This window comes from Streptomyces johnsoniae, from assembly GCF_031845565.1.
Taxonomy (GTDB): domain Bacteria; phylum Actinomycetota; class Actinomycetes; order Streptomycetales; family Streptomycetaceae; genus Streptomyces; species Streptomyces johnsoniae.
In genome coordinates this window covers 278,758-305,229 of the sequence record NZ_JAVREV010000005.1, presented here as the reverse complement: position 1 = coordinate 305,229, position 26,472 = coordinate 278,758, and the positions used below count along the sequence as shown (strand labels likewise).

Sequence of the window (26,472 nt, the reverse complement as noted above, 5' to 3'; positions counted from 1 at the left end):
GCCGTGTCTACAATGGGGTCTCATGACCACGCACGCCACGCCCCGCCGGGAGCAGATCCTGCGCGAAGCCTCACGGCTCTTCGCGGAACGCGGCTTCCACGGCGTGGGCGTCGACGAGATAGGCGCCGCCGTCGGCATCAGCGGCCCGGCCCTCTACCGCCACTTCGCCGGCAAGGACGCGATGCTGACCGAGCTGCTCGTCGGCATCAGCAGCCGCCTGCGGGACGGCGGCTACCGCAGGGTCACCGAGGCCGAGGCGGCCGGGCTGCCGCCGACCGCCGCGCTCGACTCGCTCATCGCGGGGCATATCGACTTCGCCCTGGACGACCGGGCGCTGATCACGCTCCACGACCGCGAGCTCGACCGCCTGCCCGACGCCGACCGCAAGCGCGTCAGGCAGCTGCAACGGCAGTACGTCGAGCTGTGGGTGGACGTGGTCCGCCGCGTGCACCCGCGGCTGGCCGAGCCGCCGGCCCGCGCCTGTGTCCACGCCGTCTTCGGCCTGCTCAACTCCACGCCCCACCTCTCCCGCCCCAGTGCGCTCCCCGACCGCGAGGAAACGGCCGCCCTCCTCCACCGGCTGGCCCGCGGCGCCTTCGCGGCGGCGGTGGCGGGGGCCGGGGCCGGGACGCCCCACGCACCGGCCTGATCTTCGGCCGGCCCGCGGGCCGGCCGAAGATCAGGCCGTCAGCTCCTGCCGGAGCGCGTCACGCAGCCGGGCGGCCCGCTCCGCGACCTCCGGCGGGCCCAGCTCCATCGCCCGCGTGCACCACGTCCCGCCGCCCGTGAGGTCCCCGCGCCGCGAGGCGAGCAGCGCGAGCCGCAGCGCCGCGCGGCCGTGCCCCGCCTCCGCGGCACGCGTCCACCACAGCGCCGCCTCCGGCTCGCTGCCCTCGCGGGCCAGCAGCAGCCCGAGATTGAACGCGCCGTTCGGGCTGCCCGCCTCCGCCGCCGCGCGGTACCAGCGCGCCGCGGTCACGATGTCGCCGGCCGCCGCCGCCACCATCCCGAGCCGCACCTGCGCGCGCCGGTGACCCTGCTCGGCCGCCCTGGCCAGCCACGGCTCCGCCGCCTCGGCCCGGCCGCCGCGCTCCAGCAGCACCGCGAGCCGGAACGCGCCCTCGACGCTGCCGCCCTCCGCGGCCTGCCGCAGCCGCGGCTCCGCCTTCCGCTGCTCGCCCTCGCGCAGCAGCTCGACGGCGAGCTGGAGCGCGGCCTCGGCGTGCCCGGCCGCCGCGGCCTGCTCGTACCAGCGCCTGGCCTGCGCCGTCTCCTCCCGGCCCGCGTGCAGGATGCCGAGATTGAACGCGGCGTCGACGCTGCCCGCCTCGGCCGCCTTGGAGAACCACGGCTCGGCCCCCGCCGCGTCGCCCCGCTGCAGCAGCAGCACGGCGAGCGCGTTGGACGCCTCCCGGTGCCCGGCGTACGCCGCGCGGCGGTACCACTGCTCGGCCTGCGCCGTGCGGCCCTGCGCGGAGCACAGCAGCGCGAGGTTGAACGCGCCGTTGATGTCGCCCGCCTCAAGCGCCGCGGCGTACCACCGCTGCGCCTCCTGCCGCTCGCCGCGCTCCGCGTGCAGCGCGCCCAGCGCGTTGGCCGCCGGGCCGTCGCCCTCGCGCGCCGCGCGCCGCCACCAGCCCTCGGCGCCCGCCGCGTCACCCGCGTCCCGCAGCAGGAAGCCGAGCGCGCTCGCGGCCCGTGCCTCGCCGTCCTCGGCCGCCGCCAGGTACCAGCGGCCCGCCTCCTCCGCCTCGCCCCGCGCCTCGAGCAGCGCGCCGAGGCGCAGCGCGGCACGCCGGTGGCCGCGGGCCGCCGACTGCCGGAACCAGGGCTCTGCCGTCTCGTCCCCGCGCTCCGCCAGCAGGCACGCGTACCGGTATGCCGCCTCGCGGTGGCCGCTCTCGGCCGCCGTGCGGAACCACTGCCCGGCCTCCGGCGCGCCACGGTGGTCGAGCAGGTCCCCCAACGCGTAGGCGCCGGAGGCGTGCCCGCACTCCGCGGCCTGCCTCAGCCAGTACTCGGCGGCCGTCTCGTCGCCGCGCTCGCGGTGATGGCGGCCCAGGGCGTGCGCCGCCGGCGCCGAGCCCGCGACGGCGGCGATGCGCCACCACTCGGCGGCCTCGTGGCCGCGGCCCGACTGGTGCAGCAGCACCCCCAGATTGTTGGCCGCGGACCGCTCCCCGTCCGACGCCGCCGCGCGCAGCGGCGCCTCGGCGCGGTCCAGGTCGCCAAGGCGCAGCAGCCGCGCGCCCTCGTGCGCGGCCGCACGGCTCCCCTCGAACCTCGCACTGTCCCCCATAAGGTCCATAGTCGCACCACCTGAAACCTGCGTACACCTGGTATACCGCGGCCAGTGAAGTCACTTCAGCGGTTTGTCGACTTCCCGATATGGATACACCCAAACACGTTGAGCCGCAGGGAGTTGTCCAGGATTCGACACGCAGTATGACGCGAAAACAGTCATGGCAGGTCAGCGCCCGGCGGCAGCAAACGCCGAACGTCTGCTCAAGGTTGACGCCGGCTCCGGCGCGGAGACGCCGTCAGGACGGCGGCGGGAGACGGGAACAGACGAAAGGGCCCGCGGTCACGAGGACACGCGGACCCTTCGCCTCAGGCGGCCTGCGGCGGCTCGACGGCGCTAGGCGCCTTCACCGCCCCCGTCACCCTCGTTGTTGCCCTCTTCCGCAGGAGGCGTCTCCTCCTGCTCGTTGCGCGCGCTCTCCAGCTCGGACAGCCGGGCGAGTGCCTCCTCCAGGCGGCCCTGGGCCGCGCCGTACGCCTCCCAGTCGCCCTCGGCGAGCGCGTCCTGGCCCTCCTGCCACGCGTCCTCGGCCTCGGCGATCGCCTCCTGGAGGGTGGCCTCCTCCGTCGGTGGCTCCTCGCCCTCGTCCGGTGGCGGTGGCTCCTCCTCGCCGGGGTCTTCACCCTCCTCGGTGACACCGAACACGACGTCCAGGGCTCTGTCGAGGGATTCCTCGAAGACGATCTCCTCGCCGTACGCGACCAGCACCCGTTGCAGCAGCGGGTAATTCTGCCCGGCGCCGCGGACGTACACCGGCTCCACGTACAGCAGGCCGCCTTCGAGTGGCACGGTCAGCAGGTTGCCGTACTCGACCTCGGAGTCACCACGTCTCAGCAGGTTGATGCTCTCGGCGATCTCCGGATCGGAGTTGAATCTGCTCTGGACCTGTTGTGGACCCCAGACCGTCGTCGTCGATGGCAGGGTCAGCACTCTCATGGTGCCGTAGTCCTCGGATCTGGCATCCGCCTCGACCGCCATATAGGCGGCGAGCGTATCTCTGTTGAGCGGAGTGAACGACGTGGTCAGCGAGAAGACCTGCTCGTCCTGGTCCGGCATCTTCATGCTGAGGTAGTACGGCGGCACGGACTGGCCCTGGTGGGTCGGGTCGTCCGGCACCTCCCAGCGCTCGGAACCACTGTAGAACTGCGCCGGGTTGTCCACGTGGTACCGCTGGAGCAGGTCGCGCTGCACGTTGAACAGGTCCTGCGGGTAGCGCAGGTGGTCCATCAGCTCGTCACTGATGGCGTCCCGGTCCTGCACCACGCCGGGGAACGCCTTGCGCCAGGTCTGGAGCACCGGGTCCTGCTCGTCCCACTCGTAGAGGGACACCTCGCCGCTGTAGGCGTCGACCGTGGCCTTCACCGAGTTGCGGATGTAGTTGACCTGGTTCTCCTGGGCGATGACCTCGCCCTGGTTCTCCGTGAGGGAGGTCTCCGTGGCGTCGCCCAGCGTCGTCCGCGCCGAATACGGATAGCCGCTGGTCGTGGTGTAGGCGTCCACGATCCACTGAATCCTGCCGTCCACGACCGCCGGATACGGGTCGCCGTCGATCGTCAGCCACGGGGCCACCGCCTCGACGCGCTCCTTGGGCGTGCGGTTGTACAGGATCTGCGAACCCTGCCCGATCGCACCGGAGTACAGGATCTGCGGCTCGCCCATCGTCAGCGCGTACGCGGCGCGGTTGAACCAGTTGCCCAGCGAGACACCCGCGTCGCCCGAGTAGCTGTACTCGACCTCGCCGTCCTCGCCGGCGTAGTCGATCTCCCGCTGCGGGCCGCCGACGATCGAGTACTGGGTGGTGTACTCACCGAAGTAGATCCGCGGCTCGTAGTCGGGCAGCTCGCCCCGCGGCGGCAGGTCCTGCTCGGTGAACGACGGCTGGCCGTTGTCCTGGACCTCGGTGCCGCTCGCGGCGACCATGCCGAAGCCGTGCGTGTAGCGGAAGTGCTCATTGATCCAGTTCCGCTCGGGAAGCTGGTTCACATTCATCTCGCGGAGGCCGACCACGGTGTCCTGGTCGCCGTTCTCCGTCGGGTAGCGGTCGACGTCCAGCGTGGCGGGGAACTGGTAGTAGCCGCGGACCTGCTGGATCTGCTGGAACGCCGGGGAGACGACGCTCGGGTCGAGCAGCCGGATGCTGGCCGTGGTGTTCACCGCGTTGCGCAGCGTCTCCGGCTCGGCCTCGCTCGTGCCCGAATAATCCTCGATCTGGGCATCGGCAATGTCATACGCGTCCTTGGTGGACTCCATATGCTTGTCGATGTACTCGGTCTCCTTGGCCTGCTCGTTCGGCCGGACCTGGAACTGCTGCACCAGCGCCGGGTAGACCCCGCCGATCAGCACCGCGGACAGCACCATGAGGCCGAGTCCGATCACCGGCAGCTGCCAGCCGCGCCGCCACAGGGTGGCGAAGAACAGCAGCGCACAGATGGCGGCGATGATCGTCAGGATCGTCTTCGCGGGCAGATACGCGTTCGCGTCGACGTAGCGCAGGCCCGTCCAGCCCTCCGCGTTCCTGAGGTCGCCGCTCTTGAGCGCGAGTCCGTACCGGTCCAGCCAGTACGCCACCGCCTTCAGCGCCACGAAGATGCCGAGCAGCACCGACAGGTGGCCGGTGGCCGCCGGGGTGATCCGGCTGCCGGGCGTGGTCAGCCGCACCCCGCCGTACAGATAGTGCGTCAGCGCGGCAGCCAGCGTGGAGAGCACCACGACCGCGAAGCCGAAGCCCAGCAGGAAACGGTAGAACGGATAGTCGAACGCGAAGAACGACACGTCCATGCCGAACTGCGGGTCGGTCGTCCCGAACGACGTGCCGTTGACCCACTGGAGCCAGGTGCGCCACTGGCTGGAGGCCGAACCGCCCGCGATCAGACCGATCACCACCGCGACCGCAAGGAGCACCCAGCGCTTGTACGGCGCGATGCTCATGCGGTAGCGGTCCAGGTTCTGCTGCTCCATCGACATCGCGCTCAGCGGCGGGCGCAGCCGGTGGGCCAGCCAGATGTTGAACCCGACGGCGAGCGCCATCAACACGCCGAAGACCGCGAACATGGTCACCCGGGTGAGCAACTCGGTGCGGTACACGCTCGTGTAGTCCACCGAGCGGTACCACAGCCAGTCGGTCCAGAACCCGGCGAACATGGCGAAGAGGATGGCCAGTCCGGCCAGGATCGCCGCCGTGATCAGCAGCGACTTGGCACCTCTCGACGGGCGGCCTACGTTGAACCGCGGTCCGCCGGGACCTCTGGGGCCTCTCGGCCCGTTCGGACCATTGGGGCCACGTCCCGAGCCCCGGTCCGGCATCTGGAAAGCCAACGCGCGCACCTCAACGATTCGCAGGGTCTTCGGCCAGGCCGACCTAGAGAGCGGCCCACTGCACTAACTTACTCAAGCTTTACTCGGTTCCCGTTTTCGGGGTGCGAGACGGCACGATATGCCCATGGACAACACTCCTCCCGACGTACCTGAGACTCCGTCCGCCGCGACCGCACTGACAAGGGCCGTGCTCGAAATCGACGAATACGCCGCTGGACTGGGCTGGGACCGGCCCGCCCAGCTGTTCGCGCTGGTGGACACGGACCGGCTGCGGACCGAGGAGCCCGGACTCGCCGAGCAGCTGGAGCTCGGCGGCAGCGGCAGCAGCAGCCTGACGCCGGTCGAGCAGGACGAGTTGCCCGCGGGAGCGCCGCTCGACGAATTCCTCGCGACGATCGCCTGGCCGGACGCGGTCGCCGGCTGCGCGATGACCGTCGAACGGCTGATGCTCCCGCCCGCCGCCGAGGCGACGCTGCCGGACGGGGTGCCAGGTCCCGAGCTGACGCGGTGGGTCGCGGAGCACCCGGAACGCCAGGAGGTGCGGATGACGGTGGCCGTACTGCGGGACGGGCGGCGCGAGTCGGCGGTGCGGCTGCGCGAGAAGGACACGGCGACGGAGGTGCTCACCGGGCCCGACCTCGTGCCCGGCCTCGCCGACGCGCTGGCCGCGACGTTCGAGGAGTGAGGCGGGCGGCCGACGGCGCGGGGCCCGGCTGCCGCCGCGGTCCCGCGCCGGCCCGGCGGCCCGAGCCCCGTCAGCCGGCCGGACACCGGCTCAGGTTCTCAGTGGTCCCCTCGCGTATGTCGGTCAGGGCGGCGAGGGCGTCCTCCAGCGTGCCGACCTCGACGAGGGTCAGCCCGTCCGGCACGTCCTCGGCGGCCACCTCGCAGTTGTCCTCGGGCGTCAGGAAGAACTCGGCGCCCGCGCCCCTCGCGGCGATCGTCTTCATCGAGACTCCGCCGATCGGCCCGACCCGGCCGTCCTCGTCGATGGTGCCCGTCCCGGCCACGAAGGCGCCGCCGGTCAGGTCGCCTGGGCTCAGCCGGTCGATCAGCCCGAGCGCGAACATCAGGCCCGCGCTCGGCCCGCCGACATCCGCCAGCTCGATGTCTATCTCGAACGGGAAGGTGTGGCTCGTGCCCGCCTGGATGCCCACGATGGCACGCCCGTCGTCCGGCGCCTCACCGGTGGTGATGGTGACGTCCGTGGTCTCGTCCGGCAGTTCGCCACCGGACTCCCGCGCGGCCTCCACCGCGTCGGCGGGCACGATGGTGAAGACGACGTCCTCGCCCGCACGGTGCTCCGTCACCAGCTCCGCCACCTGCTCCGGCTCGGTCACCTCCGTGCCGTCCACCGCCACGATCGCGTCGCCCGCGTGCAGCTCCCCCTGGGCCGGGCTGTCCTCGACGACCGCGCCGACGATCGTCTGCGAGCCGACCTCGAAACCCAGCTCCTCAAGGGCGGCGACCTTGGCGGTCTCCTGCGAGGCCGTGAACTCCTCCGCGTTCTGCTCCTCGACCTGATCGGCCGACACGTCCTCCGGATACAGCGTCTCGTAGGGCACGACCGCGGCATCGTCGGAGAGCCAGCTGCCCACGGCCTCCAGCAGATTCATCCGGTAGTCCACGCCGGTGACGCGCACCGTCGTCATGTTCAGATGGCCGGCCGCCTCGAAGGTCTCCTCGCCCTCGATGTGGAGAACGGGCTCACCGTCGTGCTCGCCCAGCGTGTTGACCGTCGGCCCGGGGGACATCTCCGCGTAGGGCACCTTGATGAGCACTCCGGCGCAGAGGAGCCCTATGAGCAGCAGGGTCGACGTCAGCAGCGTCGCGGTGCGGCGTGGCATGTCTTGACACTACGTGACGGCACTGTCAGCCGTCTGCCGGGGCCCGCTCCATGGCGGCCCGGAACGCCTCGTACCCGCGCACGCCTGCGGCGTCGCACACGCCGCCCGCACCCGTGCTGCGGCGCGTGGCCCACGCGCTCCACAGCCCCGCCACCACGGCCCCGGCGACGGGAATCAGCAGCCATACGAGGACCGCCATGACCTACCTCCCACCTCGGCGACGTATCACCAACGCTCCGATGTGGGAACGGGTTACGCAACCGGAGTAGTGCCCGCCGAACGGTAACGAACCGGACTCGTTCGGCGGGCCCCCGAGGGGGCGTTCACGCGCGGACGCCCACCCACTCCTGGGTGCCGTCGGCGAAGGTCTGATGCTTCCAGATGGGGACCTGACGCTTCAGGTCGTCGATCAGCCGGCGGGCCGCCGCGAACGCCTCGCCGCGGTGGTCGCAGGCGACCGCGACGACCACCGCGGGCTCGCCGATGGCCAGTTCGCCGACGCGGTGCACGGCCGCGAGTGCCCGCACGGGGAAGTCCGCGGTCACGCCCTCCGCGACCCGGCGCAGCTCGTCCGCGGCGGAAGGATGGGCCGAATAGCCCAATGAGGTGACGGCCACTCCCTCCGCGTGCCCGTCGTGGTCGCGCACCGTGCCGACGAACAGCGCGGTCCCGCCCGCGGAACGGTCCCCCACCGCGCCGTACACCTCGTCCACCGACAGCGGTGCGTCCCTGATGTCAAGCAGCCGGATGGGGTCCTTCTCCGTCATCGCACTCATACGCTCATCCTCACATCAGCGGCGCCTGGCCCGGCGCGCGCGTCGGACCAGCGCCGCGGTGCCGACCAGCGCCACGGTCGCACCGGCCGCGCCGAGCGTCGTCGCCGCGTCCTTGCGGCCGAGCCTGCGACCGGCCACGGTATGCCGGCCCGCCACCTCGTCCAGCAGCTCGGCCAGCACCTCCTCGTTGCTCCAGCCCGGCCGCCAGCCCGCCTCGTACAGCTTGCTGCCGCTGACCACCCACGGGTGCATCGTGTAGGCGAGGTCGCCGGCGGGGGACGGCGTGAGGCCGAGGCGGTGCAGCCGGGCCGCGGCGCCCAGGGCCACCGGGGGCGGCAGCTCCATGCGCCTGATGCCGGTCAGCTCCTCGACCTCCTCCTGCTCCAGCCAGCCGTCGCAGCCGACCGCCAGCTCGCCCTCCACCTGCTCGCGGGCCGCGAACTCCAGGGCGCTGACCAGGTCCTCGACATGGCAGAACTGCCAGCGGGGCCGCGAGCCCGCGACGACAAGGAGCCGCGGGGACTCGAAGTAGCGGGTGAGCGCGGTGTCCGTGCCGCCGACGAGGATGGCCGGGCGCAGCACCGTGACGTTCAGCCCGGGGTGGGCGCGCGGGGCGCGCTGGGCCAGCCGCTCGATCTCAAGCAGGTCGCCGACGCACGTCGCGTCCGCGGTGGCGCGCAGTTCCGCGTCCTCGGCCAGGGGCACGTCGTTGTCCGGGAGCGCGCCATACACCATGGCGGAGGTGCACAGCACCACCCGGCGCACCCCGGCCGCCGCGGCGGCGGTGAGGACGGTCTGGGCACCGCGCACATTGAACGCCGTGCGGGCCGCCGGGTCGGCCTCCAGGTCGAGGTCGAGCGCGAGGTGCACGACGACGTCGACGGGGGCGGCGTCCTCGTTCGCCCGCTCCCGCGCGTCACCGGCGTCCGCGTCGCGGGCGGCGCCCGAGGTGCGCAGCAGGTCGGCGATGGCCGGGTCCCTGATGTCGAGGGTGTGCCACTCCGCGCCCTTGGCCTCGCCGACGCGCTCGTCGAGGGCGAGGACCCGCTTGACGTCATCTGCGGCCAGCAACCGCTCGGTGAGCAGTGCGCCGACCCCTGTGGCAGCGCCCGTGACCGCGATGGTCAACGGGGCGGCGGGGCCGTTTCGCGCTGCGCGAACGGCTGACTCCGGGGAACTCACAGGACCTCTCCAGCGGTTGTTTCGGTACGACGTGCGCAGGCCCATCCTGCCTGAGAGGTGTCTAGGCTGGGGGCACAGACCAGCGAATCACAGGCACGTTGGTTCCGTTCGACGACACAGACCCGAGGATTCCCGTGAGTAACAATCCATTCGGATTCGGCCTCCCCGAGGAGCCGGAGGACGGCGAATCCGGCGAGAAGAAGGGCGGCGGCGGGCCGGGACCGGCCGACAATCCGCTGGCTGCCATGTTCGGCTTCGGCGCGGGTGGCCCCGGCGGGATGAATCCGCAGGATCTGGGCGCCGCGTTCCAGCAGCTGGGGCAGATGCTGTCGTACGAGGGCGGCCCGGTGAACTGGGAGCTGGCCCGCAGCATGGCGAGACAGTCGGTCGCACAGGGCGCGCCGGACGGCTCGCGCGACGCGAGCGTGGGCGCGCGCGACCGTGCGCAGGTCGAGGAGGCCGTGCGGCTGGCCGATCTGTGGCTGGACGGCGTGACCTCGCTGCCCTCGGGCTCGGGCTCGGCGGTGGCATGGAGCCGTGCCGAATGGGTCGAGGCGACGCTGCCGGTGTGGCGTGAGCTGGTCGACCCGGTGGCCGAGCGCGTGGGTGCCGCGATGGGCAATGTGCTGCCGCAGGAGATGCAGGCCATGGCCGGCCCGCTGCTCGGCATGATGCGCTCGATGGGCGGTGCCATGTTCGGCACCCAGATCGGGCAGGCCGTGGGCGTGCTGGCCGGAGAGGTCGTGGGCTCGACCGACGTCGGGCTGCCGCTCGGCCCGGCGGGCAAGGCGGCTCTCCTCCCGCAGAACGTCACGGCGTTCGGCGAGGGCCTCGGCGTGCCGCAGGAGGAGGTCAGGCTGTACCTGGCGCTGCGCGAGGCCGCCCACCAGCGGCTGTTCGCGCACGTGCCGTGGCTGCGTTCGCACCTGTTCGGCGCGGTAGACGGCTATGCGCGGGGCATCCAGGTGGACACCGCGAAGCTGGAGGACATGGTCGGCCAGCTGGACCCGACGCGCCCCGAGGAGTTGCAGGAGAAGCTTCAGCAGGGCCTGTTCCAGCCGGAGGACACGCCGCAGCAGAAGGCGGCGCTCGCCCGCCTGGAGACGGCGCTGGCCCTCGTGGAGGGCTGGGTGGACGCGGTTGTGCACGCCGCGGCGCAGCCGCACCTGCCGTCGGCCGGCGCACTGCGGGAGACGCTGCGGCGGCGGCGGGCCTCCGGCGGGCCCGCGGAGCAGACGTTCGCCACGCTGATCGGCCTGGAGCTGCGCCCACGGCGGCTGCGGGACGCGGCGCGGCTGTGGGCCTCGCTGACCGACGCCCGCGGTGCGCAGGCGCGGGACGGGCTGTGGTCGCACCCCGACATGCTGCCGACGGCCGAGGACCTGGACGACCCGGACGGCTTCGTGCACCGCGACCAGCCGGACTTCTCCGAGCTCGACCGCATGCTCGGGGACGCGGCGGGCGGCTCGGGTGCCCCCGGTGCGGGCGGCTCAGGACCGCGCCTGGACAAGGACGGGACGCGAGGACAGGACGACGCGCCCGGCGGGGACGACGCGGCGGGCGGGCCGGACGAGAAGGGCGAAGGCGACCGTTGAGTCTGCACGGCGACGCGGTCCGCGTGCTGCGCGAGTGGGCCGCGCCCGACGCGGCGCAGGACGGACTGCGGGAGGCGTACGCGGCGCACCTCGCGGCCCATCCCGACGGCATGTGGAAGGCGTGCCGGGCCGGGCACGTCACGGCGTCGGCGCTGGTCGTGGACCCGGTGCGGGAGCGGGCGCTCCTGACGCTGCACGGGAAGCTGGGCCTGTGGCTCCAGACCGGCGGGCACTGCGAGCCCGCGGACGCGACGCTGGCCGGTGCGGCGCTGCGCGAGGCGACCGAGGAGTCCGGCATCGAAGGGCTGCGCCTGCTGCCCGCCCCGGCCGGGCTCGACCGGCACCACACGCCCTGCGCGGTGCACCTGGACGTGCAGTACGCGGCGGTGGCGCCGCCCGGTGCCCGAGCGGTGATGAGCGAGGAGTCGCGCGACCTGCGCTGGTTCCCGTTCGACGAGGTGGCCGACGTCGCGGACATGTCGGTCGTGCGGCTGCTCGACCGCACGCGCGCGCTGCTGTGACGCCTGGACCGTCCGCGCCGCGGCGGGGACGGCCCCGTCACGTTCACGTCATCGGGTGCCCCAGGCGCCTCCCTGGTTGAGCCCAGGCCCCGCCCCCTGGCGGAACGGGAGCGGCTCGCCATGGGACGTCTGCTGGGGCGGCAGCATCTCGCTGGGCTGGACCACGACGTGGCCGTCGCCCATGAAGCTCAGCTCCCAGCCCTCCCCGGTGCTGCCCCGCCGCCGCCAGATCGGCCGGCTGCTGGTCTGCGCCTGCATCTGCACGCGGAGCGAGGTGGACCAGGCCACCACGGCGTCGGCATCGGCACTGCAGTAGCGCTCGGGCGTGACCCGCATGGCCAGCGGCCGTCCCGAGGTGGTGATGGCCACCTTCCCCTGCCCGCTGATGACCAGGTTGTACGCGCCGACGCCGGGAATGCCGTACTGGCTCTCCACGGATACGACGTCCCAGTGCAGATGCGCGTCGAGCGCCAGAACGTAGGAGCTGTCCACGGTCAGGCCCTCGTGGTCGACCTCCAGGATGTGGACATGCTGCGCCAGGTTGGCGAGCCAGACGGAGCCCTGGCCGTAGCAGCGCATCAGCGGCAGTGATTCGCCCGCGTACTGCTGGCGGCTGTGCTGGCCGGGCGGCTGGTACTCGCCGTCGAACTCGACCATGCCCTCGAAGGCGACCATGCTCCCGGCCCTGGCCACCACGTCGTCGCCCTGTCCGAGGCCGACGCGGAGCATGTGCGACCCCTGGAGGGCGAACTTGTCCTCCGACTGGGTCACGGTGTGATGAAAAATCGGGCTCTGCATCGCGGCACTCCCCCGTCAGTTCTGCGGCTGCGCGTTGAGCCGGTCGGTACTGTCCTCGTTGGGCTGCACGATGACGAACCCCTGGCCGGAGAAGGCCAGCTGGAACGCCTCTCCGCTGCCGCGGCCGACGAGGGAACTGGCCTTGAAGCTGCGCTTGCCCTTCACCTCAAGGCCGGTGGACCAGGCCACCAGCGCGTCGGGGTCGACGCACGTCTCGCCGGACTGGCCGCAGTCCACGACGACCGGTATGCCGCGGCTGGTGACGGCGACCCAGCCGGTGCCGGAGATCCCCAGGTTGAACAGGCCCTGACCGGCGAACTTGGCGACACCCTTGACCCGTTGGACGCCCCATTCGAGCTGCGCGTCGAAGGCGAGCACATTCGTGGCGTTCACCGAGAGGCTGTCGTTCTGCAGGGGGAGGCAGACGATGTCGGCGCCGTAGTCGGCGAGGTAGAGCAAACCGTCGCCCTGGCACTTCATCAGCGGCACGCTCTCGCCGGAGAGCCGCCCGGCAACGGCCTGGCGCATGGCCGTCGGATTGGACTCGTACTGGATGAAGCCCTCGTAGGCGACCATCGAACCGATCCTGGCGAACAGGTCGTTGCCGGACTGCATGGCGACCCTGGCCATGGTGGGGCCGTGGTTCTCCATACGCGCGGCGGGCGGGGCGGGGGCGAAGCCCGCAACCATCCGTTGATCCATCACGGGCTCCCGTCAGATCTCGTAGGGCTGGACGATGGCGAAGTTTCCCGGTGCGCCGCGGAACTGGAGCTGCGTCGTCTCACCGGAGTGCCCCGGGTACGCCTGCCTGCGCAGCCGCACCTGATTGGCGACGAGCACCTGCGCCCCGGCCGACCAGGCGATCACCGCATTGGCGTCGGCGAACGTCATCGGCGTGACCGGCAGCACCAGCGGCTCGCCGTGGGTCTTGACCACCAGGGTGCCGTGGCCCTGGAACTGGAGGGCGAACAGCGAACCGCCGGGCAGCCCGTGGCCGTCGATACGGCGTACCTCGTACTCCAGCGACTCGTCGAAGGCGAGAACGTGCTGCGAGGCGACGCATATCGCGTCGCCCTGGAGCTCCACCGGGTGCAGGCGGGTGGCCCCCTCGGCGAGGTAGACCTGCCCGCTGCCGGTGCACCGCATCATCGAGGGGAAGCCCTGCCCGGTGGCCCAGGTGGTCGCGCGGCGCTTGAGCCCGCCGCCCTTGAAGCCGAAGTCGACGTCCCCCTGGTACAGCACCATGCTGCCCTGGAGCGCCATGAGCGGCTGGCCGTCGATGCCGAGGTCGGCGCGCATGAGCTGCGGATTCCGCTGGCTCCAGCGGCGCCGCTCGGTCGCCCCGCGGTACTGCTCGAGCACCGCGAGCATGCCGCCGGGCACTTGCGCGGCCCCGGGCACGGGCTGGACCCCGGGCACGGGCAGCGGCGCGCCGGGCACCGGCTGCGGCGCACCGGGTACGTGCTGGGCGCCGGGCACCGGCTGCGGGGGCATCTGCTGGTACGGCTGCGGCGGCGCGCCGTAAGGGGCGGCCGGCGGCGCGCCGGGCGGCGCGGCGTAGCCGCCGGGCGGCGGCACGGGCGGGGCCCCGAAGCCGCCGGGCGGCGGGGGCGGGGCCGAGCCCGGGCCCGGCGGGGGCGCGTACCCGCCGCCGGGCGGCGGCGCGAAGGCGCCGGGCACCGGGATGGGTTGCGTGGGCGCGGGGGCCGGGGGCACCGGGGCAGGCGCGGGAGCCGCCGGTGCGGGGGCAGGTGCGGGCGCGGGCGGCGGGGCGGCGGCCTGGGGCGGGGGCGAGGCCCCGCCTGGCGGCGGTGCGAACCCGGGGACCGGCGCGGGCCCGCCGCCCGGCGGCGCGAATCCGGGCGCCGCGGCGGGCGCCGAGGGCGGCGGCTCCTCCTCGGCGACCTCGCCGCCGAAGTGCCTCAGCAGGGCGTCCAGACCGCCGTCGAAACCCTGACCGACCGCGGCGAAGCGCCAGCCGTCCTTGCGGTAGAAGTCGCCGAGCATGACGGCACGTTCGGTGCTGAACTCGGAGTGGTCGAAGGAGTAGCGCGCGACTTCCTCGCCACCGGCGACGATGCGCAGGTAGCCGGAGGTGATCCCGGACATCGTGCCCTCGCCGTCGACAGTCGCGGTGAAGGCGAGCCGATCGATCGACGCAGGCACCCGGTCGAGGGTGACGCGGAACGAGTCCGTGTCCCCGGCCTGGGCGCCGAGCTGCTGCAGAGCCTCCTCGGGAGACTTCGGCTGGTTGAAGAAGATGAAGTAACGGTCGTCCGACAGCCGTTCGTCCGCGTCAAGGCCGAAACAGCTGATGTCGAAGACCATTCCGGGCCCCGTGATCTGCACGCCCACGTACAGGTCGGTGCCCAGTGTGAGGTCGCTGAGCCTGGCCTTCCGGCCGCGCTGGAAGTGGGTCACCATACGTAACGACCGTCCCCCGTCCGATAAGACAAACATTCGGCGGGGCCAGACTAGCTCCTACTGCGGACAGTCACCGCGGGCCGGTCAGTCCCTGCGGAGCCAGGGCACGTACGGCAGCCGCTCGGCCGCCACGACGCCCTCCAGGAAACCGCGGGCGCGCTCGGTGCGCGGATAGCCGTCGAGCAGTGCCCAGAAGCGCGGGCCGTGACCGGGAACGAGCAGGTGGGCCAGCTCGTGGAGCAGCACGTAGTCGATGACGTACTCCGGCATGCCCTGGAGGCGGTGGGAGAGGCGAATGCTGCCCAGGGCCGGCGTGCAGGAGCCCCAGCGGGCGTTCTGATTCGTCACCCAGCGCACGCTGTCCGGTCGCGCGCGCCCCTGGAGGTAGCGCTCGGACAGCTCGGCGGCCCGGTGCGCGAGTGCGTCGTCGCCGATGAGACGCCGCTCCTCCTGGGCGGCGAGCTTGTCGAGCATCACGGAGACCCAGCGCCGCTCCTCGTCCGCGGTCATCCGCGCCGGGATCAGCACGATCGTGCGGTCGCCCTCGCGGTAGGCGGAGACGGTGCGCCTGCGGCGGGCGCTGCGCCGCACCTCGACGTGCTCACGGTGGCTTCCGTCCAGCACCGCCCGGCCCGCCGGGTGACTGCGCTGCGGCGGGCCGGCGCTGTTCAGCGGGTCGGCGGGCACACCTCGACGTTACCCGTTGTGAGCCTGATATGTCCCGCCCGCCTGCCACCGGATGCCCTGGCCCGGCCGCCAACACCCCACCCTTCCGCCCTATTTATAGGATTATCTCTGCTTCCTGTGGAAAACATCACACGCGTCTGCTCTGTCCCGCGCATCATGGGGGCATGCATCCCATGATCAAGCCCTCGCTCCGCCGCGGATGGCGGGACAAACACACCGTCCGTTACGGCGTCACCCCCGCCCACTCCGTTCTCTTCGGCCCGCTGGACACGGCTACGGAGAGCTTCCTGACCCTGCTCGACGGCACCCGCTCGCTCGCCGCCCTCCGCGACGCCGCGGCCGCCCTCGGCCTGCGCCGGGGTGCGGCCGACCGGCTGGCCGCGCAGCTCGCCGCCGCCGGCGTGCTGGACGACGCCTCGGCGGACCGCGAGGCGGCGGCGCAGGTCACCGACCAGCTCCGCCCCGACCTGGCCTCGCTCTCCCTGCTGCACCCCGAGCCGGGTGGCGGACTGCGGCGGCTCGTCGGCCGCCGGAAGGCCCGGGTCCAGGTGCGGGGCGCGGGGCGGGTCGGGGCGACGCTCGCGGCCTCCCTCGCGCAGGCCGGTGTCGGCGAGGTCGCGGTGGTGGACGGCGGCCGGGTCGAGCCCGCGGACACGGCACCCGGCGGGCTGCGCGCCGAGCACACCGGGCGGCGCAGGGCCGAGGCCGCGGCCGGCGTGGTCGGGGCCGCCACGCCCTGGCGCGGCGGCGGCGGTCGCGGGGCGGAGGCGGAGCCGGACGGCAGCCTGCTGGTGATCTTCACGCCGCGCGACGGGGTCGCCGCCTACGCCCCCGACCCGGCGGCGGCCGAGGAGGTGCTCGCCGCGGGCACCCCGCACCTGTACGCCGGGGTGGTGGAGGCGACCGGGTTCGTCGGCCCGCTGGTGCTGCCGGGGGCGACGGGGTGCGCCGGCTGCCTGCTGCGCGCCCGGGCCGTCCGCGAGCCCTGCTGGCCGCTGCTGGTCGCCCAGTGGCGGAACGCACGGCGGACCGGCGTGCCCGCCTGCGACGGCGCGCTCGCCACCGCCGTCGCCGGTCTGGCCGCGTGCACGGCCCTTGGCTTCCTCGACGGGACGGCGCCGCAGGCGCCCGGCACGGTCACGGAGGTGGTGCTGCCCCACCTGTCGGTGACGAGCCGTACCGTCGAGCCCCACGAGGAATGTCCCTGCGGTGCCGCCCGCGCCCCCCGAGCGCCGTAGGACGGGTCCACAATGAACGGGTAGGGACAGCTGGAGCCGTGCATCTCGTCACGCCTCGGTGCACCAGGTGACTCGGGGGCGCATTTCTGGGAGTTGGAGGGGACGACATGTCTGATCTACCCCGCAAGGCGGTGACCAGGACCGCGAAGCTCGCCACACTACCGCTCGGATTCGCCGGCCGGGCGACCTGGAGCCTGGGCAAGCGCATCGGCGGGCGCTCCGCCGAGCTGGTGGGCAGCGAGCTGCAACAGCGCACCGCGCAGCAGCTGTTCTCCGTCCTGGGCGAGTTGAAGGGCGGGGCGATGAAGTTCGGCCAGGCCCTGTCGGTCTTCGAGTCGGCGCTGCCGGAGAGCGTCGCCGGCCCCTACCGCGCCGCCCTGACCAAGCTCCAGGACGCGGCGCCGCCGCTGCCTGCCGGGTCGGTGCGGGCCGCGCTGGCGGAGCGGCTCGGCGAGGACTGGCAGGAGCTGTTCGAGGAGTTCGACGAGAAGCCGGCGGCGGCGGCCTCGATCGGGCAGGTGCACCGCGCGGTGTGGCACGACGGCCGGGAGGTCGCCGTGAAGATCCAGTACCCGGGGGCGGGGGAGGCGCTGCTGTCCGACCTGACGCAGCTCGGCAGATTCGCCAGAATCCTGGGCCCCTTCATACCCGGCATGGACGTCAAGCCGCTCATAGAGGAGCTGCGGGACCGGGTCGTGGAGGAGCTGGACTACGCCCTGGAAGCGGAGGCCCAGCGCGCCTACGCAGCGGAGTTCCGCGACGATCCGGACGTGCTGGTGCCGGACGTGGTGTGCCAGCGGGACGAAGTGCTGATCACCGAGTGGCTGGCGGGGATACCGCTGTCGCGGGTGATCGGCGAGGGCGCTCAGGAGGAGCGGGACCGGGCGGGACAGCTGCTCGCCAGGTTCCTGTTCTCCGGCACCGCCAGGACCGGACTGCTGCACGCCGACGCCCACCCGGGGAACTTCCGGCTGGTGCCCGAGGAGGACCAGCCGGTCTCCGCCTGGCGCCTGGGCGTGATGGACTTCGGCGCGGTCAACCGGCTGCCCGAGGGCCTGCCGCCCGCCATCGGTCCCGCGCTGCGCATGACGCTCGACGGCCGGGCGGACGAGGTGTACGCCCAGCTGGTCACCGAGGGGTTCGTCAAGCCCGACATCGAGCTGGACCCGCAGGACGTACTCGACTATCTCCTGCCGATCATCGAGCCGGCGCGGGTCGAGGAGTTCACGTTCAGCCGGGAGTGGCTGCGCGAGCAGGCGGGGCGCATAGCCGATCCGCGGTCCGCCGCCCACCAGTTGGGCCGGCAGCTCAACCTGCCGCCCTCCTACCTGCTGATCCACCGCGTCACGCTCAGCACGATCGGGGTGCTGTGCCAGCTCGGGGCGCGCGTGCGGATGCGGGAGGAGCTGGCCGCGGGGCTGCCGGGATTCGAGGAGGCGTGGGAGGAGGACACCCGCGAGCCCGTCTGAAGCGGGCAGGTGCCCCGGGCCGGGGCCCGGGGCACCTGAGGTGAGGTGCGCACGACTGTCCGGAAGCTCTCCGGCGCCGTACTACTGCATGACCGCCTGTGCCAGCGCGCGGCGGGCGCGCTGCGAGGCACGCTCCGCGCGGCGGTGCAGCCGGCGGGACTTGCGCTCCATCCGCTGCGCCCTGAAGAAGCGCCCGGCCGCGCGTTGAGATTCGGCCTCGTAGATGCGTTCCGCCATATGGGAGCGCGCCATGGCTTCTGGGATGAGGTGCAACTGCCTGGTCCTGTTCTGTTCCTGGCGGGGCCGTCGGGCCGCCGCCAGATCGTTCGTCGTCACTGTCAAGCCGGGGTTTCTCTCCGGGCCGTGCTGCGCCGGCCGTCCGATGGTGCCGGGGATGCTCATGCCGTGACCGGGTTCTTGCGGGGACGGCCGCGCGGCCGCTTCCGGGGCACCACGACGCCCGAGACGAACAGCTCGCCGCCCCAGACGCCCCAGGGCTCACGGCGGTCCTTGGCGCCGGCGAGGCACGCATCGCGGAGCGGGCAGGCACCGCAGAGGGACTTGGCGTACTCCACGTCCTCGGGGGTCTCGGCGAAGAAGACCTCGGGGTCGTAGGAGCGACAGGGCACGCCGTCGTCGAGTCGCTCGATCGCCTCGTCGAGCTCGTTCAGCGTGTACAGCGGGGTCACAGAAGTCTCCGGGTCGGGTGGTGAGTTCAGGTCGGGTCGGGCGTACGGCGCGAGTGGCACTGTCTTGTCCTCGTGTCGTTCGGTTATCGGTCTGCACCGGCTGGTGGCCGGGAGCGCGGAAAACAAAAGGGCCGCGGATCCCGGTGTGGGTTCCGCGGCCCTGGAAGGTGCCGACCTGATCTCGCCGATCAGGCTGGATCACTCCAGGGATTGAGCCCGCGGAGGGCCCACATCGTGTGAAGCTGAGTCTTCTGGTGTCCAAAGATCTGGTGTCCGGCGCCCGCGACATTCACAGTCGTGGCGTAGGCATCGGTAGCCGCAGGCGCCAGGATCGGTCGCTCGCCTGCTGCCGCCCGCAGGGCGACGGCTGCCGAGTGTGCGACCACGGCACCGGACATACCGGTGCCGGACAGGCGAGAACCGCCGGGCACGCAGAGACGGACGACCTCGCGGCCGGTCACTTTGGTGAAGGTCTTGCTAACCACGGGGATCGCCTCCTCTACGGCGTCTCGGTGGGAAAGGAGCTCCTGTCCCATACGGTCACTTCAGTACAGCATGGCTTCGGGGGAATCGGAACCCTCCTCCGGTGCCACGTGGAGCACGCTATGCGGATGCCTCGCGCGGGCGCAAACTATTTTTCGGGGGTTTCCTGAGAAGTTTCCTCGGGGGGCGCCTGCACCGGCTCACCGGCGCACAGCGCCAGCACATCGGCGCCGAATTGCCGCAGCTTGTGGGCCCCCACCCCGGAGATCCTGGACAGCTCGGCCTCGCTGCCCGGCACGTCCTCCGCGATGGCCATGAGGGTCACGTCGGTGAAGACGGCATACGCCGGCCGCCCCAGGTCCCGCGCCCGCTCCAGCCGCCACTCCCGCAGCCGCTCGTACAGCTGCTCGTCCATCGTGGAGGGGCAGTCCTCGCAGCGCCGCAGCTTCACCTCGGCCGCCTCCGTCAGCGTCCGCTCGCACACCCGGCACTTGACCGGTCCCCGCGGCTTGCGGGCCCGGACCCCACCGCCCCGCTCCCCGCCACCGCGCCCGCCGCCGCGCCCCTGGTCCGCGGCCGAGCCGGGCCGCAGCCCGTCCAGGAACCGGCTGGGCCGCCGCCCCGCGCGGCCCCCGGGCGAACGCGCCAGCGCCCACGACAGCGACAGGTGCAGCCGCGCCCGCGTCACCCCGACATACAGCAGCCGCCGCTCCTCCTCGACCTGCTCGGGCGTCTTGGCGTAGGTGATGGGCAGCATCCCGTCCGTGAGGCCGACCAGGAACACCGCGTCCCACTCCAGGCCCTTGGCCGTGTGCAGCGAGGCCAGCGTCACCCCCTCCACGGTCGGGGCGTGCTGCGCCGCGGCCCGCTCCTCCACCTCCGCGACGAAGTCGGCCAGCGTCGCGTCCTCCCGCGCCCGCGCGAAGTCCTCCGCGAGCCGCACCAGCGAACGCAGCGACTCCCACCGGTCGCGCACCGCGCCGGAGCCGGCCGGCGGCTCCGGCGTCCACCCCGCCCCGGCGAGGACCGCGCCGACCTGCCCGGCCAGGCCGTCGGCGTCGGCGACCGCGCTGTCGTTGCCACCGGCCCGCGCGGCACCGCGCAGGGCCAGGCCCGCCTGCCTGACCTCGGGCCGCTCGAAGAACCGCTCGGCGCCCCGGAGCTGGTAGGGCACCCCGGCGTCGGCCAGGGCCTGCTCGTAGATCTCCGACTGCGAGTTGGCCCGGTAGAGCACGGCGATCTCGCTCGCGGTGAGACCGGCCCCGCCCTCCGCGACGGGCGTCAGCAGCTCCCTGATCCGCCGGGCCGCCGCCTCCGCCTCCGCCGGCTCGTCCGCGTGCTCGGAGAACTCCGGCTCAGGACCCGTGGGCCGCTGCGAGATCAGCTCCAGGCGGTGCTCGGCGGCCCGGCCCTTCGCCTGGCTCAGCAGCCCGTTGGCCAGGTGCACCACCTGCGGCGTGGACCGGTAGTCCCGCACCAGCTTCACCAGCGTGGCGCGGGGATGCCTGGTGCGGAAGTCCAGCAGGTGGTCGGGAGTGGCGCCGGTGAACGAGTAGATCGTCTGGCTCGCGTCGCCGACGACGCACAGGCTGTCCCGCTCCCCCAGCCACAGGGTCAGCAGCCGCTGCTGGAGCGGGCTGACGTCCTGGTACTCGTCGACCGTGAAGTGGTGGTACTGGCCGCGCACCACCTCGGCGATGTCCGGCCGGTCGCTGAGGATGCCGACCGTCAGCAGCAGCACGTCCTCGAAGTCGATCGTGCCGCGGTCCCGCTTCAGCTGCTCGTACGTCGCGTACACCCGCGCGATCTCCGCCGGGTCTCGCGGCGCCTCGCGCCCGCTCTTGGCCATCGCGGCGGGATAGTCCTCCGGGGTGGTCTGCGTCACCTTCGCCCACTCGATCTCGCCGGTGACGTCCCGCAGCTCAAGACGCTCAAGACGCAGCCTGCCGCGCGACGCGGCCTCCGCGACCAGCGAGAATTTGCGCTCCAGCAGACGCGGCGGCTCCCCGCCCACCGCCTTGGGCCAGAAGTACTGCAACTGCCGCAGCGCCGCCGAGTGGAACGTGCGCGTCTGCACGCCGCCCGCGCCGAGCTGCCGCAGCCGCCCGCGCATCTCCCCCGCCGCCCGCTGCGTGAACGTGACGGCGAGCACCGTGGCCGGCTGGAAGATCCCGGCGCGCACCCCGTACGCGATGCGGTGGGTGATCGCCCGCGTCTTGCCCGTCCCCGCCCCGGCCAGCACACAGACCGGGCCTTGGAGCGTCGTCGCCACGGCACGCTGCTCGGGATCGAGGCCCTCGAGCACGGCATCGGCCGACGAGGGCACGTGAGGGAACGAGGTGGCCTGCGTTGCTGATGTCACCCCGCCATGCTGCCAGGTCCCGCGGGAAGCGTGGGGCGAGTTGTCCACAGGGCGGGGGGATTACTCATACCGCGCCGTGTGTTGTGCTTGCGTGAGGCCCCGCCGGAGCGGGCGGGGACCGACGAGACGAAGGAGCGCGAGACGATGCCGGGGACCGTGACGATGTACAGCACCTCCTGGTGCGGCTACTGCCGCCGGCTCAAGAGCCAGCTGGAGCGCGAGGGCATCGCGTATACCGAGATCAATATCGAGGAGGAGCCGTCCGCCGTCGCCATCGTCGAGAAGGCGAACGACGGCAACCAAACGGTGCCCACGGTCGTGGTGGAGCCGGACAGCGGCGCCGGCCAGGTCACCATGACCAACCCCTCGCTCGCGGACGTCAAAAAGGCCCTGGCCGCCTGACGCACCGGGCCCGGCGACCCGCCGGGTGACGCGCCCGGCCGGCCGTACGCCCGGCTACCAGGGCGCCGTCACCAGCGGCTTTCCGTACCACTGCTCGATCAGCCGGGAGGCGATGGAGACACTCGAAGGGGGCAGCACCTCGCCGGACTCCATCGCCGCCCGCAGGTCATCCCTGGAGAACCAGCGGGCCTCCTCGATCTCCTCGCCGTCGGCCCGCACCTCGAAGGACGTGGCACGCGCCACGAAGCCCAGCATCAGGCTGGAGGGGAACGGCCACGGCTGGCTCGCCACGTACTCCACCTGCCCGACCGCGATACCGGCCTCCTCCGCCACCTCCCGCACCACGGCCTGCTCTATCGACTCCCCCGGCTCGACGAAGCCGGCGAGCGTCGAGAAGCGGCCCTTCGGCCAGTGCACCTGCCGCCCGAGCAGCGCCCGGTCGTCCTCGTCGAGCACCAGCATGATGACCGCGGGGTCCGTCCTGGGGTAGTGCTCGGCGCCGCAGGCCTGGCAGCGCCGCACGTGCCCCGCCGCCGCGATCACCGTCCGCGCGCCGCAGCGCGAGCAGAAACGGTGGAGCCGCTGCCAGTTCTCCAGGGCGACCGCGTGGACCAGCAGCTCGTTGTCGCGCTCGGAGAGCAGCGCGGCCGCTTCCCGCAGTCCCGCGGGCCTGGCCGCGTCGTCCATGCGGCCGGGCAGCGCGTCCTTCTGGAGCGCGAAGTAGCGCACCCCTTCGGCATCGGAGCCGAGGAAGTAGCGGTGGGCCTCGGTCAGCGGCGCGTCGAACGACGGCATCAGCACCAGCTCGGTCCGACCGTCAGCGCGCTCCTCGACCAGCGCCTGGCCGCCGGATACGACGAACACCCGCGTCGACGGATGGCTCCACGCCGCCCCCAGCCACGCCTCGTCGAGTCGGTGGTGGGCACCGCGGTCGATGCCGCCGGTACCGGTGAGGGTGATCGGCTGGACAGCGTTGTCCGGGGTGGTGCTCATGCCCAAAAGCCTAATCCGTCGCCGACCGCCCCGGCGGTCCCGGGTGGGCGCCGGCCCCTACCCGGGGTCGTTCGGCTCCCAGGAGTCCTCTCCCGTCAGCAGCCGCTCAAGACCGCGGCGGCCGGGCAGCACGGTCGGCCGCACCAGCTCGCCGCTGCGCACGTACAGGAACGCGGCGGACACCGCGGACAGCGGCAGCCCGTGGCGCTCGGCCCACGCGACCCGGTAGATCGCCAGCTGGAGCGGGTCCGCGTCCTGCCGCCTGGCCGTCTTCCAGTCGATGATGTCGAAGCCACCGCTGTCCGTGCGGTACACGGCGTCGATCCGGCCGCGGATCACGCGCCCGGCCAGCTCCAGCTGGAACGGCGCCTCGATCCGGTAGGGCCGGCGGGCGGCGTACGGGGTACGGGCGAACGCCTCCTTCAGCGCGGCCAGGTCCCGTTCGTCCCGGATCTCCGCCACCTCGTCCGGGTCGCCGCCCGGCAGCTCGTCCGGCCCGAGCATCGGCAGGGCCAGCTCCTCGAACCGGGCCTCGACCCAGGCGTGGAACCGCGTCCCGCGCCGGGCCGCGGGCTGCGGCGGGCGCGGCATCGGACGCGCGAGGTCGCGGGCGAACCCCTCCGGGTCGGAGGCCAGGCGCTGCACCTGCGACGCGGACAGCGACGCGGGCAGGGGCACGTCCCGCACCGCGGCCCTGGCCTGCCGCAGCTCCCGCGCGAGCACCGTCAGGTCCCGGTCCCAGGACGCCACGGCGCGCTGCTCCTCCGGGGTGAGCCCGTCCTCCACCGCCTCGTCTTCCGCACGCGGCGCGGGCACCCCTGGCCCCTCGCGTTCCCCCTCGCGCAGCCGCGCCAGCACGGCGTCCGCCGCGGCCCTGCGCCGGGCGAACGCGGCCGGGTCCAGCGGCAGCGGCCACGCCCGCTCGGCCGCGTCGGCGGCGAGCGCCGGATTCTCCTCGTCCTCGCCCGGCGGGTCGGCCCACGCCTCGACCTCGCCGTGCGCCGGGTCGGCCTCGCAGTGCTCCCGCAGGGCGTCGAGGAACGGGGACGGCCCCCGCCGCCGCTTCTGGCTCGGGCCCCACCAGTGTCCTGAGCCGAGCAGCAGGGACCGCGGACGGGTGAAGGCGACGTAGCCGAGGCGCAGCTCCTCAAGGCCGAGGTGCTCGGCGACCGCCGCCCCGTACTCCTTGTAGGCCGCCGCCGTCCACTCCTCGATCCCGGGCAGCGTTCCCGCGTCGCCGCGCAGCGGGTGCGGCAGCGCCCTGGCCTGCCGGAGCCATGAGTCGCGCGAGGACTTGGCGGGGAAGGCGTCGGCGCACAGCCCTGGCACGGCGACCACGTCCCACTCCAGGCCCTTGGCCTTGTGCGCGGTCAGCACCTTCACCGTGTCGCCGCTGCCGGGGAGCGAGCCGTCGAGGCCGCGGTCGTACTGGTCGGCGGCGCGCAGGAACGCGAGGAACGCCGGGAGCGTGGCCTCGCCGTCCACGGCGGTGCCCGCACGGCCCGCCGCGAAACCGGCGGCCAGGTCGAGGAACGCGCCCAGCGTCTCGCGGCGCCTGGCGGCCAGGGCCTGCGGCGAGGCGGACAGCTCCACTTCGAGGCCGGTGGCGGCCAGCACCCGGTGCAGCACGTCCATGAGCGGGTCGGCCAGGGAACGGCGCAGCTCGCGGATCTCGGCGGCCAGGTGCGCGAACCGGACCCGGGCGGCGGCGGAGAACGGCAGCCCGTCCTGTGGCTCGGCCGCACCGCCGCCCTGGTCCACGAACGTGTCCAGGGCGTCGGCGAGCGAGGTCCGTTCGGCCGGGTCGGTGCCCTCCACGGCCGCGGCGAGCCGCCCGTCCGGGTCCTGGTCCCCCCCGCGCCGCACCAGCAGCCGGGCACGGCGGCCGAGCAGCGCCAGGTCGCGCGGCCCGATCCGCCACCGGGGGCCGGTGAGCAGCCGCACCAGGGCGGCGTTCGCCGTGGGGTCGGCCAGTACGTGCAGCACGGCGACGAGGTCGGCGACCTCGGGCAGGTGCAGCAGCCCGGAGAGCCCGACCACCTCGACCGGCACCTCGCGGGCCACCAGCGCGCGCTGGATCTCGCCGAAGTCGGCCGCGGTGCGGCACAGCACGGCGATCTCGCCCGGCGGCGTGCCGGTGCGCACCTGGTGGGCGACGGAGTCGGCCAGCCACGCCAGCTCCTCGGCGTGGCCTGGCAGCAGGGCGCAGCGCACCAGCCCGGCCGCCGCCGCGCCGTCCGGGGGCCGCAGCGGAACGACGGCGGGGTGGCGGGCGCGCAGCGGCCGGGCCAGCCGGTTGGCCAGGGCGAGCAGCCGCCCGCCGCTCCGCCGGTTCTCGCCGAGGCTGTCGTGGCGCGCGGGGCGGCCGTCGCGGTGGGGGAAGTGCTCGGGGAAGTCGTCGAGGTTGGCGACCGACGCGCCGCGCCAGCCGTAGATGGCCTGGCAGGGGTCGCCGACCGCGGTGACGGCGTGCCCCGTGCCGCCGCCGAACAGGCCCGCCAGCAGGACGCGTTGCGCGACGGAGGTGTCCTGGTACTCGTCGAGGAGCACGACGGCGAACTCCTCGCGCACGATCCGCCCCACCTCGGGGACGTCCCGCGCGAGGGTGGCCGCCAGGGAGATCTGGTCGCCGAAGTCCAGCAGGTCGCGGGCGCGTTTGCGGGCGCGGTACTCCTCGACCAGGCCGAGCAGCCGGCCGCGGCCCTCGGCGGCGCGCGGGATCTGCCGCAGGTCGGCGTTGCTCAGCCGGGCACCGGCCAGCTCGGCCAGCAGCCCCTGGTCGAACGCGCGGAGCGCCGCGGGCGTCACCAGGTGCTCGGACAGCTCGCCGTCCAGCGCGACGAGATCGGTGACGAGGGTGGTGAAGCTCGGGCTCGGCGGCTCGAAGTCGGCGGGCGCGGCGCGCAGCACCTCGGCGGCGAGCTGGAAACGGCCGGCGTCCGCGAGGAGCCGGGAGGCGGGCTCGACGCCGAGGCGCAGCCCGTGCTCGCTCAGCAGCCGCCCGGCGAAGGCGTGGTAGGTGGAGATCTGCGGCTCGCCCGCCCCGCCGTCGCCCGCCCCGCCGTCGCCCGTGCCGCCCGCCTCGGCGTCCCGGCCGGTCACGCCCGCGCGGACCAGGGCGGTGCGGACGCGCTCCGCCAGCTCGCCTGCCGCCTTGTTGGTGAACGTGAGGCCGAGGACCCGGCCCGGCTCGACCTGTCCCGTGGCGGTGAGCCAGACGACGCGGGCGGCCATCACGGTGGTCTTGCCGGAGCCGGCGCCCGCCACGATCGCCTGCGGCGCGGGCGGCGCGGTGATGCACGCCAGCTGCTCGGCGGTGAACGGAATCCCCAGCAGCTCCCTGAGCTGATCGGGACGGCTGAGTGGGGCGGGCACGGAGCCGAGCCTAA

The 26,472-nt window shown here is 73.3% G+C and carries 23 protein-coding genes; 7 read left to right on the top strand and 16 right to left on the bottom strand.

The annotated features are described in order from the left end of the window. Nucleotides 1-22 precede the first annotated feature (22 nt). Nucleotides 23-649: an SACE_7040 family transcriptional regulator gene (locus tag RM779_RS11550; protein WP_311617586.1), complete on the top strand. Its 627-nt coding sequence runs from the start codon at nt 23-25 to the stop codon at nt 647-649. A gap of 30 nt (nt 650-679) precedes the next feature. Here RM779_RS11550 and RM779_RS11545 read toward each other — a convergent pair whose 3' ends face one another. Beyond that, the gene (locus RM779_RS11545) at nt 680-2,299 is read right to left on the bottom strand and encodes a tetratricopeptide repeat protein (protein ID WP_311617585.1); all 1,620 of its coding nucleotides are present in this window, start codon (nt 2,297-2,299) and stop codon (nt 680-682) included. A gap of 339 nt (nt 2,300-2,638) precedes the next feature. Next, entirely contained in the window at nt 2,639-5,443 is a 2,805-nt protein-coding gene (locus RM779_RS11540) for a UPF0182 family protein (protein ID WP_311617584.1), read from the bottom strand. Nucleotides 5,444-5,741: 298 nt separating this feature from the next. Between RM779_RS11540 and RM779_RS11535 the strand changes: the two genes are divergently transcribed. Further along, the gene (locus tag RM779_RS11535; protein WP_311617583.1) at nt 5,742-6,302 is read left to right on the top strand and encodes a PPA1309 family protein; all 561 of its coding nucleotides are present in this window, start codon (nt 5,742-5,744) and stop codon (nt 6,300-6,302) included. A gap of 70 nt (nt 6,303-6,372) precedes the next feature. Here RM779_RS11535 and RM779_RS11530 read toward each other — a convergent pair whose 3' ends face one another. From RM779_RS11530 to RM779_RS11515, 4 genes are all read right to left on the bottom strand, one after another. Continuing rightward, nucleotides 6,373-7,464, bottom strand: a complete 1,092-nt coding sequence (locus RM779_RS11530; protein ID WP_311617582.1) for a YlbL family protein — start codon at nt 7,462-7,464, stop codon at nt 6,373-6,375. 25 nt (nt 7,465-7,489) lie between these two features. Then, on the bottom strand, nt 7,490-7,663 hold the full coding sequence (locus RM779_RS11525) for a hypothetical protein (RefSeq protein WP_171987683.1): 174 nt from the start codon (nt 7,661-7,663) through the stop codon (nt 7,490-7,492). A 124-nt stretch (nt 7,664-7,787) separates the two neighbouring features. Further along, a complete protein-coding gene (locus RM779_RS11520; RefSeq protein ID WP_077059116.1) occupies nt 7,788-8,240 on the bottom strand; it encodes a molybdenum cofactor biosynthesis protein MoaE in 453 nt (150 codons plus the stop codon). A 15-nt stretch (nt 8,241-8,255) separates the two neighbouring features. Then, complete coding sequence (locus RM779_RS11515) at nt 8,256-9,422, bottom strand: NAD-dependent epimerase/dehydratase family protein (RefSeq protein ID WP_311617581.1); 1,167 nt, start codon at nt 9,420-9,422, stop codon at nt 8,256-8,258. Nucleotides 9,423-9,556: 134 nt separating this feature from the next. On the opposite strand from RM779_RS11515, the gene RM779_RS11510 reads away from it, so the two are divergent. Then, the gene (locus tag RM779_RS11510; RefSeq protein ID WP_311617580.1) at nt 9,557-11,017 is read left to right on the top strand and encodes a zinc-dependent metalloprotease; all 1,461 of its coding nucleotides are present in this window, start codon (nt 9,557-9,559) and stop codon (nt 11,015-11,017) included. After that, nucleotides 11,014-11,538, top strand: coding sequence for an NUDIX hydrolase (locus tag RM779_RS11505; RefSeq protein ID WP_311617579.1), 525 nt, complete (start codon nt 11,014-11,016; stop codon nt 11,536-11,538). The genes RM779_RS11510 and RM779_RS11505 overlap by 4 nt, the downstream gene beginning before the upstream one ends. A 48-nt stretch (nt 11,539-11,586) precedes the next feature. Here RM779_RS11505 and RM779_RS11500 read toward each other — a convergent pair whose 3' ends face one another. From RM779_RS11500 to RM779_RS11485, 4 genes are all read right to left on the bottom strand, one after another. Beyond that, the gene (locus tag RM779_RS11500) at nt 11,587-12,336 is read right to left on the bottom strand and encodes an AIM24 family protein (protein WP_311617578.1); all 750 of its coding nucleotides are present in this window, start codon (nt 12,334-12,336) and stop codon (nt 11,587-11,589) included. A gap of 15 nt (nt 12,337-12,351) precedes the next feature. After that, entirely contained in the window at nt 12,352-13,038 is a 687-nt protein-coding gene (locus RM779_RS11495; RefSeq protein WP_077059121.1) for an AIM24 family protein, read from the bottom strand. Nucleotides 13,039-13,050: 12 nt separating this feature from the next. After that, nucleotides 13,051-14,760, bottom strand: coding sequence for a TerD family protein (locus RM779_RS11490; protein ID WP_311617577.1), 1,710 nt, complete (start codon nt 14,758-14,760; stop codon nt 13,051-13,053). 84 nt (nt 14,761-14,844) lie between these two features. Then, entirely contained in the window at nt 14,845-15,447 is a 603-nt protein-coding gene (locus RM779_RS11485; RefSeq protein ID WP_077059123.1) for a M48 metallopeptidase family protein, read from the bottom strand. 164 nt (nt 15,448-15,611) lie between these two features. Between RM779_RS11485 and RM779_RS11480 the strand changes: the two genes are divergently transcribed. Both RM779_RS11480 and RM779_RS11475 read left to right on the top strand, forming a co-directional pair. Further along, the gene (locus RM779_RS11480; RefSeq protein ID WP_311617576.1) at nt 15,612-16,685 is read left to right on the top strand and encodes a ThiF family adenylyltransferase; all 1,074 of its coding nucleotides are present in this window, start codon (nt 15,612-15,614) and stop codon (nt 16,683-16,685) included. A 107-nt stretch (nt 16,686-16,792) separates the two neighbouring features. After that, nucleotides 16,793-18,154, top strand: a complete 1,362-nt coding sequence (locus tag RM779_RS11475; protein ID WP_311617575.1) for an ABC1 kinase family protein — start codon at nt 16,793-16,795, stop codon at nt 18,152-18,154. An 81-nt stretch (nt 18,155-18,235) separates the two neighbouring features. Here RM779_RS11475 and RM779_RS11470 read toward each other — a convergent pair whose 3' ends face one another. From RM779_RS11470 to RM779_RS11455, 4 genes are all read right to left on the bottom strand, one after another. Beyond that, nucleotides 18,236-18,556 (bottom strand): hypothetical protein, encoded by a 321-nt coding sequence (locus tag RM779_RS11470; protein WP_311617574.1) that lies wholly within the window; start codon nt 18,554-18,556, stop codon nt 18,236-18,238. After that, nucleotides 18,553-18,903: a WhiB family transcriptional regulator gene (locus tag RM779_RS11465; RefSeq protein WP_077059127.1), complete on the bottom strand. Its 351-nt coding sequence runs from the start codon at nt 18,901-18,903 to the stop codon at nt 18,553-18,555. The genes RM779_RS11470 and RM779_RS11465 overlap by 4 nt, the downstream gene beginning before the upstream one ends. A 128-nt stretch (nt 18,904-19,031) precedes the next feature. Beyond that, a complete protein-coding gene (locus RM779_RS11460; RefSeq protein ID WP_311617573.1) occupies nt 19,032-19,328 on the bottom strand; it encodes a hypothetical protein in 297 nt (98 codons plus the stop codon). 146 nt (nt 19,329-19,474) lie between these two features. Then, nucleotides 19,475-21,688, bottom strand: a complete 2,214-nt coding sequence (locus tag RM779_RS11455) for an ATP-dependent DNA helicase UvrD2 (protein ID WP_311617572.1) — start codon at nt 21,686-21,688, stop codon at nt 19,475-19,477. Between the two features lie 144 nt (nt 21,689-21,832). On the opposite strand from RM779_RS11455, the gene RM779_RS11450 reads away from it, so the two are divergent. After that, on the top strand, nt 21,833-22,090 hold the full coding sequence (locus tag RM779_RS11450; protein WP_311617571.1) for a glutaredoxin family protein: 258 nt from the start codon (nt 21,833-21,835) through the stop codon (nt 22,088-22,090). A 54-nt stretch (nt 22,091-22,144) separates the two neighbouring features. On the opposite strand, the gene nudC is transcribed toward RM779_RS11450, so the two are convergent. Together nudC and RM779_RS11440 are read right to left on the bottom strand one after the other, a co-directional pair. After that, nucleotides 22,145-23,083 carry an NAD(+) diphosphatase gene (gene nudC / locus RM779_RS11445; RefSeq protein WP_311617570.1) on the bottom strand — a complete coding sequence of 313 codons (939 nt, stop codon included), beginning with the start codon at nt 23,081-23,083 and terminating at the stop codon, nt 22,145-22,147. A gap of 57 nt (nt 23,084-23,140) precedes the next feature. Continuing rightward, nucleotides 23,141-26,458: an ATP-dependent DNA helicase gene (locus RM779_RS11440; protein WP_311617569.1), complete on the bottom strand. Its 3,318-nt coding sequence runs from the start codon at nt 26,456-26,458 to the stop codon at nt 23,141-23,143. Nucleotides 26,459-26,472: the final 14 nt, after the last annotated feature.

Coding starts and splice junctions, on each gene's coding strand:
- RM779_RS11495 (WP_077059121.1), bottom strand. CDS start 13,038: ATGGATCAACGGATGGTTGCGGGCTTCGCCCCCGCCCCGCCCGCCGCG.
- RM779_RS11500 (WP_311617578.1), bottom strand. CDS start 12,336: ATGCAGAGCCCGATTTTTCATCACACCGTGACCCAGTCGGAGGACAAG.
- RM779_RS11530 (WP_311617582.1), bottom strand. CDS start 7,464: ATGCCACGCCGCACCGCGACGCTGCTGACGTCGACCCTGCTGCTCATA.
- RM779_RS11540 (WP_311617584.1), bottom strand. CDS start 5,443: ATGTTCGCCGGGTTCTGGACCGACTGGCTGTGGTACCGCTCGGTGGAC.
- RM779_RS11520 (WP_077059116.1), bottom strand. CDS start 8,240: ATGAGTGCGATGACGGAGAAGGACCCCATCCGGCTGCTTGACATCAGG.
- RM779_RS11470 (WP_311617574.1), bottom strand. CDS start 18,556: ATGAGCATCCCCGGCACCATCGGACGGCCGGCGCAGCACGGCCCGGAG.
- nudC (WP_311617570.1), bottom strand. CDS start 23,083: ATGAGCACCACCCCGGACAACGCTGTCCAGCCGATCACCCTCACCGGT.
- RM779_RS11490 (WP_311617577.1), bottom strand. CDS start 14,760: ATGGTGACCCACTTCCAGCGCGGCCGGAAGGCCAGGCTCAGCGACCTC.
- RM779_RS11480 (WP_311617576.1), top strand. CDS start 15,612: ATGCATCCCATGATCAAGCCCTCGCTCCGCCGCGGATGGCGGGACAAA.
- RM779_RS11450 (WP_311617571.1), top strand. CDS start 21,833: ATGCCGGGGACCGTGACGATGTACAGCACCTCCTGGTGCGGCTACTGC.
- RM779_RS11525 (WP_171987683.1), bottom strand. CDS start 7,663: ATGGCGGTCCTCGTATGGCTGCTGATTCCCGTCGCCGGGGCCGTGGTG.
- RM779_RS11545 (WP_311617585.1), bottom strand. CDS start 2,299: ATGGGGGACAGTGCGAGGTTCGAGGGGAGCCGTGCGGCCGCGCACGAG.
- RM779_RS11475 (WP_311617575.1), top strand. CDS start 16,793: ATGTCTGATCTACCCCGCAAGGCGGTGACCAGGACCGCGAAGCTCGCC.
- RM779_RS11535 (WP_311617583.1), top strand. CDS start 5,742: ATGGACAACACTCCTCCCGACGTACCTGAGACTCCGTCCGCCGCGACC.
- RM779_RS11550 (WP_311617586.1), top strand. CDS start 23: ATGACCACGCACGCCACGCCCCGCCGGGAGCAGATCCTGCGCGAAGCC.